This is a genomic window from Winogradskyella pulchriflava, from assembly GCF_042434315.1.
GTDB classification, from domain to species: domain Bacteria; phylum Bacteroidota; class Bacteroidia; order Flavobacteriales; family Flavobacteriaceae; genus Winogradskyella; species Winogradskyella pulchriflava.
The window spans coordinates 261,492-279,101 of the sequence record NZ_JBHLTQ010000001.1 but is presented as its reverse complement, the minus strand read 5'-3'; the positions used below and the strand labels follow the sequence as shown (position 1 = coordinate 279,101).

Here is a 17,610-nt window from a genome sequence, read left to right as displayed (position 1 = left end):
CCTCTTTGTTTTATGTGTTATACTCGCTAATGACCTTATATAAAAGCACATAAGGCGCAATTTCGAGAGCGCAAAGATACAATAAAAAATAGAAAAAATTGGGATTTATTGTTTTTTGATAGTTTTTAAATGAAGTTGTAAACCCTATAACATTTATTAAACAAATCACTGAAAATATTACAATTATAATTACCTCTGCATAGTTTTGCATATACAGAAGTAAAAGATTGCCAAGTAGAAAAACCATTCCAGAATAATTTTTAAAGGTTATTTTTTGAAATAAGTAGTTGTCAACTATTGTGTCTATTTCAAAAAGGCTGCCTATGAGCCGTTCAAACAAGGTTTTAATAACTATAATGGTAGCAACTGCTAAAAGTAATTTTAAAAACGGTACTAATTCAAAAGTGAGTGGCGAAACAAACGTAGAATACCCTAAATAGAAAAAGATACTTCCAGAAATTGCCAGATTGATATAAAGTAAGCCGTCAAATACATCTATAAATTTTTGGTCTTTGGTATAAATTTTTAGGTATTTAGAATTTCCTACAACAGACAAAAAATCATTAAACCTGTATGCATTCATAAATTTTGCCGCAGCGATAGCCATCAATCCTAGGATTGTAAACACAGTAAACCAATCATATGTAATGAAGTTTCGCATACCGCTAAATTATAAAGAAAAATCAGGCATAAAAAAGCAATTGTAATAATTCTAAAAAACTTCTAAATCTTAAGAAATAAATAACAGTCTATAATCCACTAAAAACTTTACTTTTGTTGAAATTCTAAAAGCAAAGTAAAAGCCTGTTTTTAAAAGTATGTAAATGTCCGATACACTTGTCATAATACCAACTTATAACGAGATTGAAAATATTGAACCTATAATAAGATTAGTGTTTTCACAAGAGAAAGCGTTTCATATTCTGGTTGTAGATGATAATTCTCCGGACCAAACAGCAGAAAAAGTCAAAGCATTACAAACGGAATTTGCTGATCAGCTTTTTCTTTTAGAGCGCGATAAAAAAAATGGTTTAGGGCTTGCGTATATTGCTGGCTTTAAATGGGCTTTAGAAAAATCGTATCGTTTTATTTTTGAGATGGATGCCGATTTTTCACATAACCCAAATGATTTAATCAAGCTATACAATGCTTGTGCTATTGATGGAGCTGATGTTTCAGTAGGATCTCGATATGTAAAAGGCATAACCGTTGTTAACTGGCCAATGTCTCGTATAATTCTTTCGTATGGCGCATCACGTTATGTGCGTTTTATAACCAGAATGAAGGTCAAGGATTCTACAGCTGGGTTTATATGTTATAAAAGAGAAGTATTAGAGGCTATAGATTTATCAAAAATTAAGTTTGTGGGCTATGCTTTTCAAATTGAAATGAAATTTAAAGCTTATAAAAAAGGATTTAAAATTGTTGAAATTCCTGTTATCTTTAAAGATAGAATAAGAGGAAAATCAAAAATGAGCGGAAGCATTATTTCTGAAGCTATTTTTGGAGTCATTAGTTTAAAATTGAAAAGTTTATTTACTAAGTAAAAATGAAGCAAAACATACTGATAAAGAACGCAAAAATAGTCAACGAAGGTAAAATCGTTGAAGGCGATATACTTATTGAAGGCGACTATATAAAAAAGATAGACACCTCTATTAGTGTAAAGTCTGCGGACATGAACGTGATTGATGTAGAAGGCAATTATGTTTTGCCTGGTATGATAGATGACCAAGTTCATTTTAGGGAACCAGGTCTTACACATAAGGCAAATATAGAAACCGAATCTAAGGCAGCATTGGCTGGTGGTATAACTTCTTTTATAGAAATGCCAAATACCAATCCGCAAACGACAACGGTAGATAAGCTTGAAGAAAAATTTGCTATTGCGGCACAATCATCTTACGCCAATTATTCGTTTATGTTTGGTGGTACTAATGATAATTTAGAGGAAATACTAAAAGTAAATCCTAAAACAGTAGCAGGCTTAAAATTATTTTTAGGTTCATCTACAGGGAATATGCTTGTTGACGACCCAAAAGTTATTGAAAAGATTTTTTCGAGTACAGATATGGTAATTTCTGTGCATTGTGAAGATGAAGCTACAATAAAGGATAATTTTGCTAAATACAAGGCAGAGTATGGTGATGATATTCCTATGGATAAACATCCATTAATTCGAAGTGAAGAAGCATGTTATTTGTCGTCTTCAAAGGCCATTGAATTAGCTAGGAAAACTGGAGCAAGATTGCATGTATTCCATTTATCAACTGGTAAGGAAACAAAATTGTTCTCAAACAAAATCCCTTTAAAAGATAAGAAGATAACTGCTGAGGTTTGCATACACCATCTTTGGTTTTCTGATGAAGATTACGCAAAAAAAGGAAGTCACATAAAATGGAATCCTGCCGTAAAAACATCAAAAGACAGAGATCAACTCTGGAAAGCATTGTTGGATGACAGAATAGATGTTATTGCCACTGACCATGCGCCACATACACTCGAAGAAAAAAGTAATCCTTACACCAGTGCACCATCTGGCGGACCGTTAGTACAACATGCTTTGGTAGCCTTATTAGAGTGTTATCATCAAGGAAAAATAAAGCTTGAAAAAATAGTTGAAAAAGCCTGCCATAATCCAGCGATTTTGTTCAACGTAGAAAAAAGAGGTTATATAAGAGAAGGCTATTACGCTGATTTGGTTATTGCAGACCTTAATAGTCCTTGGACCGTAAATAAAAGTAATATTTTATATAAGTGTGGCTGGTCTCCTTTTGAGGGAAATACTTTTAAAAGCAGAATTACCCATACTTTTGTTAATGGGCAGTTGGCTTATAACAATTTTAAAGTTTTGAACGTTAAAGCAGGACAGCGATTAACTTTTAACAGATAGTATGAAAAAATTAGGTGTTTTATTCATTTTAACCCTTTTGGTTTTAGCATGTAGCAATGAATACAAACCAAAAAAGCCAAAAAATCTTATTCCAGAAAAGAAGATGGAAATGATTTTATATGACTTATATACTATCAATGCTGCAAAAGGAGTAAATAGAAAGTTGTTAGAAACCAATGGTATTATTCCTGAAGATTATGTGCTCAATAAGCATAAAATAGATAGTACCCAATTTGCTGATAGCAATGCTTTTTATGCCTATGATACGGAGACGTACAAGAATATGGTAGAAAATGTGAAAGCAAAATTAGAAAAGGAGAAAAAGAAATTTGAAGAACTAGAGAAGGTTGAGGGTATGGCAGCTAAACGTAGAAGAGATTCAATAAGTAAAATCAAACAGAAAAGAAAAGACTCTATAAAACAAGCCATCAAAAACGATACGATTAATAAAGCTCCTGTTTTTGGTCTTTAAGGTATAATTCACTTACCGCTTTTACAGATTCATCTATTGATTTAAACTCAAAATTGAGCGCATTTCTTACTTTAGAATTATCATATTTAGTAACACTAACTGCGGACTTTGTAGTTTGCTTAGATAGACTACGTCTAGAGCCAAACAGTTTATGTTTTAACCAATCCAAACGCCAAGCGATACCCAGTAGCCAAGGCTTTGCTTCTCGTTTTGGTGGTTCTGCATTTAGTGCTTTTGCTACTTTGTATTGAAAGGATTTAAAGCTCAAATTTTCAGAAACTAAAATAAACTTTTCGTTTTTTATATCACTAACCATCAATTGTATCATAGCATCTGCAACATCAAACACATCTACATAACCTACTACACCATTAACATAGTAACGCATACCGTTATTGATTTTCCTAAAAAGGTTACCACTACTACCACCTTTCCAATAACCAGCTCCTAAAACAATACCTGGATTTACCACAACAGCCTCAAGTCCTTCTTGTGTGCCTCTCCAAACTTCTAGTTCTGCTCCGTATTTGGTAATGGCATATACGCTGTTATCGTCTTCTGGATTCCAAGCGGTTTGCTCATCAATTAATTTTTCAGGATTTTCATGATGACCAATGGCAGCTATTGAGCTTACATAGCACAATTTTTTTATGGAATGACTTATACACAAATTAACGATATTAGCCGTACCCTTAATATTTATTTTGCGTAGTTGATGGTATTTATCGGGTTCTAAAGAGACAAATGCCGCACAATGATAGACATGAGTAACATCTGTAAAAGCTTCCTGTAATTTTGGAATATCATTAATTTCAGCTTCAATCCATTCAATTTTATTAAAGAGGGCTTTAGCATCATCAGAAAAATAGGAGAAAACATGCTCAACCCGTTTTAAGGTTTTTTCTCGTCTATATATAGCGCGAATATTTTCGCCACGACTTATTAGCCTATAAAGTAAATGAGAGCCTACTAATCCTGTTCCGCCTGTAACTAAAATCATTTTTTTGTGTTTCTATCTTAAAAAACTTGGCTTTATAGTGGGTATAGCCGAAGTAAAGTTACGCTTTTTTAAAATTGTCTTTTCTCTTTTAAAGTGGAAACATATCTTTGCCTAAATTAAATTGAAACCAAATACAATAATGGCAAATAAATTTGTTGAAGAATTACGTTGGAGAGGCATGGTACACGATATTATGCCGGGAACAGAAGAGCAATTAGATAAAGAAATGACAACGGCATATATTGGTTTCGATCCTACGTCAGATTCGTTGCACATAGGAAGTTTAGTGCCAATAATTTTATTAGTGCATTTGGAAAAAGCAGGCCACAAGCCAATTGCTTTAGTTGGTGGTGCTACAGGGATGATTGGTGATCCTTCAGGTAAGAGTGATGAACGTAACTTGTTAGATGAAGATACTTTAGCTCATAATGTAGCAGGTATAAAAAATGTACTGTCTCGTTTCTTAGATTTTAATTCAAAAGAAAAGAATGCTCCAGTTTTAGTTAATAACTACGATTGGATGAAAGATTTCACTTTTATAGATTTTGCTAGAGATGTTGGTAAGCGCATTACCGTGAACTATATGATGGCAAAAGATTCTGTAAAGAAGCGTTTTAGTGGAGAAGAGGGAAGTGTAGGAATGAGTTTTACCGAATTTACATACCAGCTGATTCAAGGGTATGACTTTTACCATTTGCATAAAGAAATGGATTGTAAATTACAAATGGGTGGAAGTGACCAATGGGGAAATATCACTACAGGAACTGAATTGGTAAGACGTATGAATGTTGGTGGTGATACTGTGGCCAAAGCGTTTGCAATGACATGTCCTTTAATAACTAAGGCAGATGGTTCTAAATTTGGCAAGAGTGAAGGTGGTAATGTTTGGCTAGATGCTGATAAAACAAGTGTTTATAAATTTTATCAGTTTTGGTTAAATACTACAGATGAAGATGCCGAGAAATATATTAAAATTTTCACCTTTTTAGATAAAGAAACAATTGAAAACTTAATTACTGAGCATAATGAAAATCCAGGTGCTAGGCTTTTGCAAAAGCGCTTGTCAGAAGAGGTAACAACTTTTGTGCATTCTAAAGAAGCACTAGATGAAGCTATTGAGACTTCTCAGGTTTTATTTAGTAGGAATTTTAAAGAAGATATTAAGAAGATTAATAGTACTACTCTTGATGATTTGTTTAGCGATATTAAGACAGCTGAAATAAAAAGAAGTCAAATAGAGTCTGGTTTAGATATTATAGCAGCGCTATCAGCAGAAACTAATTTTTTATCTAGTAATGGTGAGGCACGTCGTTCCTTAAAAGCTAATGCTGTTTCTGTAAATAAGGAAAAAGTTGATGAAAATTATATCATTCAAACATCAGACTTAATTGCAGATAAATATATTGTTCTTAATAGCGGAAAGAAAAATACTTATATCATAAAAGTAGTTTAAGCTTTTAAGTTATATAATGAAATACTAGAAACACTATCGTTGACAGATGGTAGTTTAGCAGAAAAAAAGTGCCCAAAATCTCTTTTGGGCACTACTAACCAATCAATCAACTATTGAAAACCTTTCTTTTTCAAAGTGTTTATATAGTCGTATAGGTTTTTAATTCCTTACAAAGCCATTAAATTACAACCTCTAATATCCGAATTGTCAAATCTACCGATAATTTCAAACTGTCCATTTTCGTAAACTTTGCCTAAATCTTGAGTTGCTATAAAAGAACAAGAGTTGATGTTTGCGAGATCAATAACATTTATTCCGCCAGTTTTATTAAAGTTTTGAATAGTAAGTGCATCTTCTGTATCACGAGTTAATATCTTCATCCAAGGTGGGCACTCAAAAACACCATTACCCTTAGAATAGGCTTGGCTTAATAATTCTGTCATTCCATATTCACTATGGATTTGGTTTACACCAAAACCAGATTTAAGAATGTTATGTAGTTCTTTACGAATTATTTCTTTTCGCTTGCCTTTCATTCCACCAGTTTCCATTACTATAGTATGCTCTAGTGTAAACTGAAATTGCTCAATCAAGTCTAATAAAGCAAAGGAAACACCAATGAGAATTGTTCTTTGTTGTTTGGCTTCTAGTTTGTTTATGGCGCTAGCTAAATCCTTATGATTATTTAAATAAAAACCGCTTTCTGGATGTTTCGACTTATTGATGAGGTCATTAACCATATAAATTAAAGAAGAACCATCACGCTCTAGATATGAAGGCAATAAAGCTAAAATTACAAAATCTTCAATGTTGCCATAAAAATGTTGGAATGCTTTTGCGTAACTTTTCTCATACAGACTCAAATCGGTAACTAAATGCTTGCTCGACACACTTCCTGTTGTACCAGAACTTGTAAAGGTTTTTTTTATAGACTCTTGAGTACTTACAACTTCATGACTCTTGAAAAATTGAATGGGTAAAAACGGAATGTCTTCAACATGTCTTACGTCAGCTGGGTGCTTGTATAGTAAGTCACAAAACGAACGATAAACAGTGTTGTTTTCAAACTGAAACTTGAAAATATCAAGTGCTAAGGCATTAAACTCAGCATTAGATTTTATAGAAAAAATGGCATTTTTAGATTTCACATTGCAAAAATATGGAAAATAAAAAAGCGTAGCCTTTATTTAGACTACGCTTTAATCTATCTCTCATAAAATTGTTATTTAATCACCAATTTTTTAGTGGTCGAAGCATTATTTTGAGTAATCTTTACCAAATAAACTCCAGACTTTAAATTTGAAACATTCAATGTGTTATTTGTTAATGTTTCGTTTTTAATCTGCTTACCTAAAATATCAAAAACTTGAACATTCATTACTTCATTACTAGTTGAAGTAATTGAAACAATTCCTTTATTTGTAGGGTTAGGGTAAATAGAAAATTCGTTTTTAGAAAATTCATTATTAGATGAAAGCGACTCTACAAATGGATAAACACAAGTACTACTAAATGTAGTTTGGCTACCATCAGTACAGTTTACTGTTCCATATATCCAGCCAGATGGCCAAACAGCACCTGAAGTTTCTTTGTATGCCCAAGAATCTAAATATTCCCAAAATTGTCCAGTACCATCGACATTAATGTCACCAAAGGTTTCTATAACAGTACCATTTTTAAACAACTCTATGGCATCATCACCATTCATGTTAATATCAGTAGTGGCAACAAGTACAACATTAAATAAACTAAATCCTTCAGGAGTAAGATATTGTTTAATAGAACTAGGTGTTCTGGCAATAAGAATATGATCTCCACTACTTACGCTAATGGCATCAAACGTGTATTCTTGACCGTCAGAACCATTACCATTTGCAACTGTGCCAATACCATATACACTTAAATCTGCAATATCTGCTGTAGCAACAACATGTATAGCCTTACCATCGCTACCACCAGATGGTACTGTTAAATCTAAAATACCTTTAAATTCCAAATCAACACTTCCTACAGGAATGCAGGTTGGACTTGTAACATTATAAGTAGCTGAGCAAAGTCCTCCACTAGCGGTATCATCTAGTGTTATTGTTATGTTTGTGCCTTCAGGAATGTTAGTTATAATTATAGTTCCAGATTCTATAGTAGAAGGGTCATCACCACCTACAGTTCCTGCGGAAGAAGTTACTACAAATGTGGTTGCTATATCGCCACCTGAGTAATCTAAGTTAACCGTATATGTATCATCCGTTGTGCCTGGGTTTGTGGAATCGCATATAATGCCTACAGATCCGAAATCTATTGAACATTCAGGAGCACATGCTTCATTAGCCATTCCAGGAGTACCTATATCTCCATCTCCGTAAGAAGAAATTGATATACACCAATTGTCTCCATTATCGTTATCTGTCTCGTTTAAAAATGCAGTTTTTAATTGCATGCTCTTTCCTGCTAAATCGGGAAAGTTTGGCCCACCATCATAATTAACTCTTGAGACTTCAATATTTCCTGGTGCTATAAGAACGATTTCATCTTCACCATTACCCATATTAAAATTATCTTGGTAAGCATAATCAATTGGTGCACCACCATTAACCATTAAATCCAGTGATTTTCCAAGCACTAAATAACCGCCAGCTGGTACTATAGTTACTCCACCTGTACCAGTCATAGGATCTATTGTTGAATTAATAGTGTGGTTGTTAACACCGTCATCTTTCAATGTCCAGCCGTTAATATCTATATCTGATGCTGTAGTATTTAATATTTCAAACCACTCGCCATTTTCATCAATGACAGCGGTAGGATCCTTCATTATTTCTGTTATTACTAAATCACCAGGATTTTGAGAAAAGCTAAAAAAAGAAGATAGGACAAATAAAACGTAAAGTTTCTTCATAAAGATTTGGGGTTAAAATAATTACAAAAATAGGTTATTTTCTTATAAGAAATTTATTATTTAATAGATTTCGATATATTACATAAAAAAGGCACAATTTCAATTGAAATTGTGCCTTTTTAGAAAAGTATTTGTCTTTTATTTAATCACTAACTTTTTAGTGGTTGAAGCATTGTTTTGAGTAATCTTAACCAAATAGACTCCAGATTTTAAATTAGAAACATTTAATGTATTATTTGTTAATGTTTCGTTTTTAATCTGCTTACCTAAGATATCAAACACTTGTACATTTATTTCATCACTATTGGCTGAAGTGATGGTAATAAATCCTGTGTTTGTTGGGTTAGGATATATAGAGAATTTAGTCGACTCAAAATCTCCTGTTGATAGAGTAACATCATTTTCGTTGTTAGGGGAAAACAAAGCTCCACCATTACCAGTAATTGTGGAATGGTCAACAAAAGCTCCTGTAAAATCTGGGCTACGACCAATAGACTGATTGTTGCCTGCACTTCCATAAATTTCAACAATTATATCCACTGCATTATTATCAGTAAGTGTTATTGTATCACCACCATTGTTAAGTCCTAATGATCCTGTAGAAGCAGTCTGTACCAATCCACTAATGCCTGTTGGAGTGCCACCTCCAAAAACTGTTATGAAAGAATTTGCAGGTAAAACCGTTCCAGTAGGGAAAGTATGTCTCAATGCTGCACCATCTGATAATGTATAATCAGAAAGATCAATACTCGATGTGCCTGTATTGTATATTTCAACAAACTCATCATTGTCAAATTCCGCTGTACCGTCACCATTAGCATCTCCTTCACCATTAGCATTATTGCTTGGGTCAGCATGTATTTCATTTATTACTAAGAAAACAGGATCACATTGAGCAGAAGGTACTGTTCCAGAAAGTGTAGTGCCATCACAATCTCCACCATTAATTGTAATGTCCCACGCATCACCTTCACCTAAACCTGTAATTGTTATTGTACCATCAGCAGTACCAGAAGGGTTATCTCCTCCTACAATACCAGAAGAAGTTGTTGTTACGGATACAATTGAAGCATCAGATCCAGTGTAAGGAATGTTGATTGTTACATTGTCGTTATCATTGCCAGCTGTGTTTGTAGCACATACATAATTTTCAGTTTGTAATGTAATATCACACATACCACAATCTGAAGTAGGTCTTGAGCCTAAGCTTGGACATGTACCAAATGCTCCTAAACTCACATTAGATAGACTCCAAGAAGAGAAAGAACCATCTGAATCTAGATATTGAATACCTATAAATACATTTGTGCCTGATGCAGCTGACATATCAATATTATATGATCCAGCATCAGAAATTGTTTGAACAGATGTCCAAGTAGCACCATCTGGACACAGGCTAGAGTAGTCTCCGGTATATTGTACATTTAATTCTGTTCCGTCAAAACCTTCAGTTGCATCAAAGATTAGTGAAAGATCAGTGACTCCTGTCATATCCAGAGGGCCAAAAATTAACCAAGTATTTGACTCTTCCATACATCCTCCGCCACAAAAGCCATTCATTGAATATGTTCCAGAAGACTCAGTCCACTCGTCAGTATCAGCATTTGTTGTAACAGACACCAATTCAAATAAATCAGCACCTCCACTTAAGTCGAAACATGTGTTTGGTGTTGGGTCACATTCAGCTGAATCTACTGTTGCTGAAATGGTAGTGCCATCACAATCACCACCATTTAAAGTGATATCCCAAGTATCTCCTTCCGATAATCCTGTTAAAGTAATAACACCATTAGCAACTGTAGAAGGGTCATCACCGGTTACGGTAGCTGTTGTAGATGTTACTGTGGTAATACCTGCATCAACACCCGTATAAGAAATATTTATAGTAACACCATCGTTGTTGTCTCCAATTGTATTGCTTGAACAGACAATGGTAGGAGAAGCAAGCTGCACACCGCAACTACCTCCAGTTGACGTATAAGTTCCTATACCTCCCATTAGAGATTCAAAAGTGTCAGGACCAGTTTGGCATACTCCTAAAGTGTCAAAGGCACCTGCACCACCAAAAGTCCAATTAACCTCGTTGAAGCCTCCGTCTGGACCTGTATTGTTATTTCTTTTTGCATAAGAATCTGCATACTCCCAGCTCTGTCCTGAACCATCAATACCTTCTGCACCAAACTGATCAATTACGGTAGAATCTGATGTAAGTATGATTCTAACTCGGTCATCACCATTAACATTCATAGTGTTAGTTGCTAAGACATTTGGATTGGTAAAGGTAATTGATGGAAAATCCGTGCCAATCGCTGTTTCACTACCAGCAGTAGTAATATATACAAAACTGTTAGTTACCATACCTAATGCACTTAAATCTTGAGCATTGCCCCAAGATGTATTTGCGTTGGTTTGATTTTCTAAGGTATAGAGTGAAAAATCCACGGTACCACTAGCATATATCTCAAGAAGCTTCGGGTTTCCGCCTGAGCAATCACCATCTACAATTGCTGTAATTATGGGTGTTTGTCCATAAGACATAGCTACAACAAGCATTGTTAAGCATAAAAAGTAAAGTTTTTTCATAATTGATTTTTAAAAAATTAGAGCATAAATATACTAACAAATAGTGAGATTATAGAATGGATTTTATCAACAATCGCTATTTTTAAAATATGTTAACACAGTAATTATCAAAGGGTTTTAGTTTTCAGTAACTTAGAATCTTAATGTTAGCGAATTGTTATCAATTTAAAATCGCTACTGACATAACAAGTATATATTTTATCTTTACGCAATCTTAAAATTAACTTAACAGTGAAAAAGAAAGATATTAAGATATTATTAGTTGATGATGAACCAGATATTTTAGAAATAGTTGGGTTTAATTTATCTTCTGAAGGTTATCAGGTGATTACAGGAGAAAACGGTATTGAAGCTGTTGAAAAAGCAAAAAAGCACAAACCTCACCTCATTATTCTAGATGTTATGATGCCAGAAATGGATGGTATTGAAGCTTGTGAGCGTATAAGACAAGAGCCTAAACTCAACGATGCCATAGTAACATTTTTAACTGCTAGAGGAGAAGACTATTCTCAAGTAGCAGGCTTTGATGCTGGTGCAGATGACTATATAACCAAGCCTATAAAACCCAAGGTACTTGTAAGTAAGGTTAAGGCATTACTTAGAAGGCTAAAGGAAACAGAGAGCGATACAGATGCTATTAAAATAGGTGATTTAATCATTAATAGAGAAGAATACAAAATCACTAAAAAAGGAGAGGAAATTATCTTACCAAGAAAAGAGTTTGAATTACTATCTTTGTTAGCAACCAAGCCAGGTAAAGTATTTAAGCGCGAAGAAATTTTAGATAAAGTTTGGGGAAATGAAGTCGTAGTTGGCGGAAGAACCATAGATGTACACATAAGAAAACTTCGTGAAAAAATAGGCGATAAATCTTTTAAAACTGTAAAAGGCGTTGGTTACAAGTTTGTGGACTAATGCAAAAAAACAATTTAAAAAAAACATACAAATTCGCATTAAGAACATCACTATACGTTACGATGTTTACTACACTCCTTGTGAGTGTTTTTTTGTATTATTTTCATTCTTTTAATTGGCAAGTCATATTTTTTCCAATTATATGCTTTCCATTATGTTTTGCCATTGTACAATATAGAGCAGAACGTTTTATTTATAGGCGTGTAAAAAAAATATACGATGATCTTACGCTACTAGAATCAGCAAACTTAAGGCAGCAGCCTATCACTACAGACATGGGCACACTTACCAAGGAGATTGATAAGTATGCAAGAAATAAAAAGATAGAAATCGAAACCTTAAAAGTAAGGGAAGAATACCGAAAAGAGTTTATTGGTAATGTCTCTCATGAGCTAAAAACACCATTATTTACAGTACAGGGTTATATAGATACACTTTTAGAAGGCGACATACAAGACCCAAAACTTAAGAAAAAATACTTAACTAGAGCTAGTAAAGGCGTAGAACGACTAACCTATATTGTTAAGGATTTAGATATGATAACCAAATTAGAAGTTGGTGATTTAAGTTTAAACAAGGAAAATTTTGATATTGTGAAATTGGTGGAGAGTGTTTTTGAGCTTTTTGAAATGAAAGCTGCTAAGAAAAACATTACACTCACTTTTGATATCGATTACTTAAATCCAATTTTGGTTTTTGCAGATAAAGAGCGTATTCAACAGGTATTAACCAATTTGGTAGTTAATTCCATTAAATACGGAAGAGAAAACGGAACAACAGAAATTAGTATAGAAAATCTTATAAAAAACAAGGTTATTATAAGAGTTACAGATAATGGTGAAGGCATAAAAAAAGAAAATATCCCACGTTTATTCGAACGTTTTTATAGAGTGGATAAGAGTGGTTCTCGTAAAGAGGGAGGCTCTGGTTTAGGGCTCTCTATTGTTAAGCATATTTTAGAAGCACATGAAGAAAAAATGTATGTGGAAAGTGAGTTAGGCGTTGGTAGTGAATTTTCATTTACCCTCGAAAAGACCAAATAGTTTTTTGTAATTAATGTTATACTCCATAGATTCAAAACCTGAATACTGCGAAATTTCAGATAGCATCTCTAGATTAAAATCTTTTTGCTTACAACTTGGTGCTATATTTTCACTTTTAAGTTTTTGAGCTAAGTATTCTTGCTCAAATTGTCCTGGTGTTGGTATTAAAAATACCTTCTTTTCTAGTTTAGCGTAGTCCATTATCGATGTATATCCAGACCTGCTCAAAACCAGTTCACTTTCATTTAATGATTGTTCTAGTTCTGCACTAGTCATAAAATTATAAATGGTAATGTTTCCGCTTTGTGTTATTGTTTGTTGGTCTTCAACAATGCCTTTTACAAAACAAATACTTCCTTTAAATAAAGGTAATTGTTCTAGTAATTTTTCTTCTAAAAACGTACGTTGAGGTTCGGGACCAGATAATATGACTAAAAGTTGGTAGGTAATGGGTAGATCTTGTTTTTCAAATCGACTCAAAGGACCTAAATATTTTAATGAAGATTGGTAGCCTTCAATATGCCCAAGATCACCACTTAAATTTTTAGTACCAATATGATCAGGAACCCAACATTCATCAAATTTTGAAATTATTTTTTGATGTAACTTAGAACTCAACCAAGTTGTAGTTCCGCTTAAAACACGCAATTGATGAGTTACAAAAACCGAAGGAATATCTGTGTGCCTCACTCCAAATCGATTATCAGAAATGATACCTGAAATATTTTCAGAAGCAACTAAACTTTCAATGACTTTTTTCTCTCTCTTTATGGTTTTTAAAAGATGAGGAGAGTCTTTAATTAGTTTTAACTTAAAGCTATTCGCCTTTTTTGCATAGGTTATATTATAAGATGGTAGGTGGAAATATGAAATTTCAGGAAATTCTTTTTTTAATAATTCCAAAGCCTGTCCATCACTTGCAATAACTGGTTCAAAGGTATGAGCTATTAAAGCATTTATAATGGGAATACAACGCGTAGCATGACCTAAGCCCCAATTTAAAGGCGCAACTAAAATTCGTTTTTGATGCTCAACGGGTTTCAGTATCTTTTTATTTTAAACATGAGTTAATGAAACAAAGATAAACCTAAAATGTTTCCTTAATTTTACCGAATTATTATTAAGTAGTAAAAACAGTGGGAAGTAAAAATAAACTAAAACGCTTTAAGGAAAACGAAACCTTTGCTAATGTATTTCAGCCAACAAGAGATGAGTTGGTAAATGAAATTTACCCTTTTAAAGGAAAATGGAGAAAAGAAGTATTTAAAAACGAAAACCCTTTGGTTTTAGAATTAGGATGCGGAAAAGGCGAATACACGGTTGGTTTAGCTAAGCGGTATCCCGAAAAGAACTTTATAGGGATTGATATAAAAGGTGCACGCTTTTGGAGAGGAGCAAAAACAGCCATAGAAGAGAAGATTTCAAATGCAGCTTTTGTAAGAACACAAATTGAGCTTATAGAATATGTCTTTGACGAAAATGAAGTTGATGAAATTTGGATTACATTCCCAGATCCACAAATAAAATATAAGCGTACAAAACATCGTATGACCAACCATCAGTTTTTGGAGCGTTATAAAAAAGTGCTTAAACCAGAAGGTCTAATGCATTTAAAAACCGATAGCGAGTTTATGCATGGTTATACACTTGGTTTATTGCACGGTTTAGGGCACGAAGTACTTTATGCCAACCATAATGTGTATAAATTAGAAGGCAGTCCGGAAGAAGTAACTGAAATTCAAACCTTTTACGAGAACCAGTATTTAGAGAAAGACAAAGCAATTACGTATATTAGATTTAAAATCAACTAAAAATTGAGTATTACAGTAGCCTTTTTCCTAGGACTCTTTGTAGCATTAATTGGTGTTATTCCGCCAGGCTTACTCAATATGACAGCTGCAAGAATAAGTCTTAAAGAAGGTCCTGGTAGAGGTATCACCTTTTCGTCAGGAGTTTGTGTAATTGTTTTTGTCCAGACTTATGTAGCAGCTATTTTTGCTAGATATTTATCCAATAGGCCAGATATTGTTGAAATCCTTCAGCGTGTAGCATTTGTAATATTTGTGCTTATCGCCATATATTTTCTAATTATTGCCAGAAACCAAAAGGAAACCAAAGTTGAAGAAGATGTAATGAGCAAAAAAAGCAGGTTTTTTCATGGAATGATTCTTTCTGCTTTAAATGTTTTTCCTATTCCTTATCAAGCATATATGACTATTACTTTGGCTTCATTTGGGTGGATGAATTTTGAACGAACAAGCATCATAACCTATGTTACTGGTGCTTCTATGGGAACTTTCGTTGCTTTATACTTCTACATATTCTTTTTTGATAAAATAAAGGATAAAAAAATCACCTCGCAAAAGAGCATGAATTACAGTATTGGTATTATTACAGGTATTGTGGCATTAATAACCTTCATTAATATTTTAAGAGAATTATAATGAAACATCCAAAATAAATGCTGATTTGGATTTATGCATATAATAGATGTTCCATTTGACAATAAAATCAATAGAAATTAACAAATGAAACCAGAAACACTAGGTTTTTTTGAAAAAGTATACGAAATAGCAAGGCTTGTTCCTTATGGAAGAGTTACTAGCTACGGAGCTATTGCAAAATACTTAGGAGCTGCAAAAAGTGCCAGAATCGTTGGCTATGCTATGAATGGCTCAGGAGGAAAAGATGTACCTGCGCATCGTGTGGTAAACAGAAAAGGGCTTTTAACAGGAAAACATCATTTTGAAGGCACTAATCTCATGCAACAACTACTCGAAAATGAAGGTATCGAAGTCGTGGATAATCAAATTCAAAATTTAGAAGCTGTGTATTGGGACCCTTCAAAGGAACTTTAATTAATAGTTTTGGCATTCTTAACTTGTTTCAGAATTTTATAGCCTAATTAAAAGTTGTATCAAAAGCATCGCCTTTCCAATAATTGTATGTCTTTTTGTTTACGGCTATTTTCTTTAAAAATTTCAGTTCAACTAATTCTTCAATATCTGTTCTAGCGGTTTGGTTGGTAATATTGAAAGTGTTTTCAACTTCTTTAACTGTAAAAAACCGATTAGCATCATCCTCTATTTTCTGAAGTATGATAGCTTGTCTTTCGTTTATGCCATCATGCTTTAGATATTTAGATAGTTTTGATTGTTCTTTTTTCTTCTTTGCCACATAAACTTTTAAGTCTTCAAAAGCTTTTAATAAAACCTTGACTTGATAATGAATAAAATAAGTGACATCCATATCGTCTATTTCTGTGTAGAGATAAGCTTTCTCATACTGTACTTTGGTTTTCATAATAACTCGAGAGATGGATAAGTACTCTGTCAACCAATAACCATTTTTTAGGAGATACCAATAAAAAATAGCTCTAGCAGTTCGCCCATTTCCATCGACAAAAGGATGGATATAGCCTATGAGAAAATGAAGAATACTACCTTTTACAATAGGATGTATAAAATCTTCTTTTGGGTTATTGTTAAAGAACTCGCAGAACGATTTCATTAACGCATTAAGTTCTTCAAAATTTGGTGGTGTATGAACAATTTCACCTGTTAACTCATTAACAACATTGATTTCATTATTAGTTCTAAAAACACCAATATCTTCTGTGTCTAAAGTGTTTTCTGTAACTAATCGATGAATGTCAAATAGTTTTTCTATTGAAATATCTTCGCTTTGGTGCTCACTGATGTATTGAATGGTTTTGTAATTATTCAATATCATTTGCTCAGATTTGTTTTTTGGTTTTTTATTTTTTCTGAGCATGTCTTTTGCCTTCACTCGTGTTGTAGTCGCACCTTCAATCATAGAAGAAAAAATGGATTCCTCCATTAAGGCATTGTTTAGATAATCTTGTCGATCTAAATCTGTAAGTAGTTGTTCTTTTTGTAGACCAGCACCAAAGTTGAAATCTAGATAATGGAGTTTTTGTTGAAGATGTTTATTTATATTGTGATTAAAATCAATGTATTGGTTTTTTGAATATATACATAATCGTTTTTCAATTAGTTTTCGGGAATATTTTAAAATAGACCATAGGCGCTCAGGCTTCATAAATCCTTCCTTCAAGTATTTTACTTTATCCCAATAATAATATTCTTTTTGACTTTTAATAATTGAAGCTAAATTACTTTGGAAAGAAAGCTTGATAAGTGTTTCTTTGATATCATCATTGATTGTTATTTTCGGTGCCTTCTCAATCATAATTCACTAATATTTCCTAATTTTCACAAAATTTACAAATATCATCAAATATACGAAATATTATATTATTTCCTAATTTTCACAAAATTTACAAATAATTACAAATCCTTCGTCTCATTTACAAACCAAATCCACTCATTATA

General features: G+C 33.2%; 16 protein-coding genes. 9 read left to right on the top strand and 7 right to left on the bottom strand.

All coding sequences use genetic code 11. The annotated features are described in order from the left end of the window. Positions 1–10: 10 nt before the first annotated feature. Positions 11–661, bottom strand: coding sequence for a DUF4271 domain-containing protein (locus ACFFGA_RS01210; RefSeq protein WP_386058471.1), 651 nt, complete (start codon positions 659–661; stop codon positions 11–13). A 163-nt stretch (positions 662–824) separates the two neighbouring features. On the opposite strand from ACFFGA_RS01210, the gene ACFFGA_RS01205 reads away from it, so the two are divergent. From ACFFGA_RS01205 to ACFFGA_RS01195, 3 genes are read left to right on the top strand one after another with little or no spacing between them, the layout of a single operon-like run. Next, positions 825–1,547: a polyprenol monophosphomannose synthase gene (locus tag ACFFGA_RS01205; protein ID WP_386058468.1), complete on the top strand. Its 723-nt coding sequence runs from the start codon at positions 825–827 to the stop codon at positions 1,545–1,547. 2 nt (positions 1,548–1,549) lie between these two features. Continuing rightward, positions 1,550–2,893, top strand: coding sequence for a dihydroorotase (locus ACFFGA_RS01200; RefSeq protein WP_386058465.1), 1,344 nt, complete (start codon positions 1,550–1,552; stop codon positions 2,891–2,893). A 1-nt stretch (position 2,894) separates the two neighbouring features. Beyond that, on the top strand, positions 2,895–3,365 hold the full coding sequence (locus tag ACFFGA_RS01195) for a DUF4296 domain-containing protein (RefSeq protein WP_386058462.1): 471 nt from the start codon (positions 2,895–2,897) through the stop codon (positions 3,363–3,365). On the opposite strand, the gene ACFFGA_RS01190 is transcribed toward ACFFGA_RS01195, so the two are convergent. Then, positions 3,337–4,365, bottom strand: coding sequence for an NAD-dependent epimerase/dehydratase family protein (locus tag ACFFGA_RS01190; RefSeq protein ID WP_386058459.1), 1,029 nt, complete (start codon positions 4,363–4,365; stop codon positions 3,337–3,339). The genes ACFFGA_RS01195 and ACFFGA_RS01190 overlap by 29 nt on opposite strands. A 139-nt stretch (positions 4,366–4,504) precedes the next feature. On the opposite strand from ACFFGA_RS01190, the gene tyrS reads away from it, so the two are divergent. Beyond that, positions 4,505–5,818, top strand: coding sequence for a tyrosine--tRNA ligase (gene tyrS, locus ACFFGA_RS01185; RefSeq protein WP_386058457.1), 1,314 nt, complete (start codon positions 4,505–4,507; stop codon positions 5,816–5,818). Positions 5,819–5,985: 167 nt separating this feature from the next. Here tyrS and ACFFGA_RS01180 read toward each other — a convergent pair whose 3' ends face one another. From ACFFGA_RS01180 to ACFFGA_RS01170, 3 genes are all read right to left on the bottom strand, one after another. Continuing rightward, positions 5,986–6,966, bottom strand: a complete 981-nt coding sequence (locus ACFFGA_RS01180; protein ID WP_386058454.1) for a LuxE/PaaK family acyltransferase — start codon at positions 6,964–6,966, stop codon at positions 5,986–5,988. A 74-nt stretch (positions 6,967–7,040) separates the two neighbouring features. Further along, positions 7,041–8,714, bottom strand: a complete 1,674-nt coding sequence (locus tag ACFFGA_RS01175; protein WP_386058451.1) for a T9SS type A sorting domain-containing protein — start codon at positions 8,712–8,714, stop codon at positions 7,041–7,043. A 138-nt stretch (positions 8,715–8,852) separates the two neighbouring features. After that, positions 8,853–11,297 (bottom strand): lamin tail domain-containing protein, encoded by a 2,445-nt coding sequence (locus ACFFGA_RS01170; protein ID WP_386058448.1) that lies wholly within the window; start codon positions 11,295–11,297, stop codon positions 8,853–8,855. Positions 11,298–11,528: 231 nt separating this feature from the next. On the opposite strand from ACFFGA_RS01170, the gene ACFFGA_RS01165 reads away from it, so the two are divergent. Then, positions 11,529–12,212 carry a response regulator transcription factor gene (locus ACFFGA_RS01165; RefSeq protein ID WP_386058445.1) on the top strand — a complete coding sequence of 228 codons (684 nt, stop codon included), beginning with the start codon at positions 11,529–11,531 and terminating at the stop codon, positions 12,210–12,212. Then, positions 12,212–13,255: a sensor histidine kinase gene (locus ACFFGA_RS01160; RefSeq protein ID WP_386058442.1), complete on the top strand. Its 1,044-nt coding sequence runs from the start codon at positions 12,212–12,214 to the stop codon at positions 13,253–13,255. Before ACFFGA_RS01165 ends, ACFFGA_RS01160 begins: the two co-directional genes overlap by 1 nt. Here ACFFGA_RS01160 and ACFFGA_RS01155 read toward each other — a convergent pair. Further along, positions 13,229–14,158, bottom strand: a complete 930-nt coding sequence (locus tag ACFFGA_RS01155) for a glycosyltransferase (protein ID WP_386058440.1) — start codon at positions 14,156–14,158, stop codon at positions 13,229–13,231. The genes ACFFGA_RS01160 and ACFFGA_RS01155 overlap by 27 nt on opposite strands. A 233-nt stretch (positions 14,159–14,391) precedes the next feature. On the opposite strand from ACFFGA_RS01155, the gene trmB reads away from it, so the two are divergent. The 3 genes from trmB to ACFFGA_RS01140 all read left to right on the top strand — a co-directional run bounded on the left by trmB (position 14,392) and on the right by ACFFGA_RS01140 (position 16,113). After that, positions 14,392–15,066: a tRNA (guanosine(46)-N7)-methyltransferase TrmB gene (gene trmB / locus ACFFGA_RS01150; RefSeq protein WP_386058437.1), complete on the top strand. Its 675-nt coding sequence runs from the start codon at positions 14,392–14,394 to the stop codon at positions 15,064–15,066. A gap of 3 nt (positions 15,067–15,069) precedes the next feature. Beyond that, entirely contained in the window at positions 15,070–15,699 is a 630-nt protein-coding gene (locus ACFFGA_RS01145) for a LysE family transporter (protein ID WP_386058435.1), read from the top strand. Positions 15,700–15,783: 84 nt separating this feature from the next. After that, positions 15,784–16,113: an MGMT family protein gene (locus tag ACFFGA_RS01140; RefSeq protein WP_386058432.1), complete on the top strand. Its 330-nt coding sequence runs from the start codon at positions 15,784–15,786 to the stop codon at positions 16,111–16,113. Positions 16,114–16,156: 43 nt separating this feature from the next. Here ACFFGA_RS01140 and ACFFGA_RS01135 read toward each other — a convergent pair whose 3' ends face one another. Next, positions 16,157–17,467, bottom strand: coding sequence for a Fic family protein (locus ACFFGA_RS01135; RefSeq protein ID WP_386058429.1), 1,311 nt, complete (start codon positions 17,465–17,467; stop codon positions 16,157–16,159). Positions 17,468–17,610: the final 143 nt, after the last annotated feature.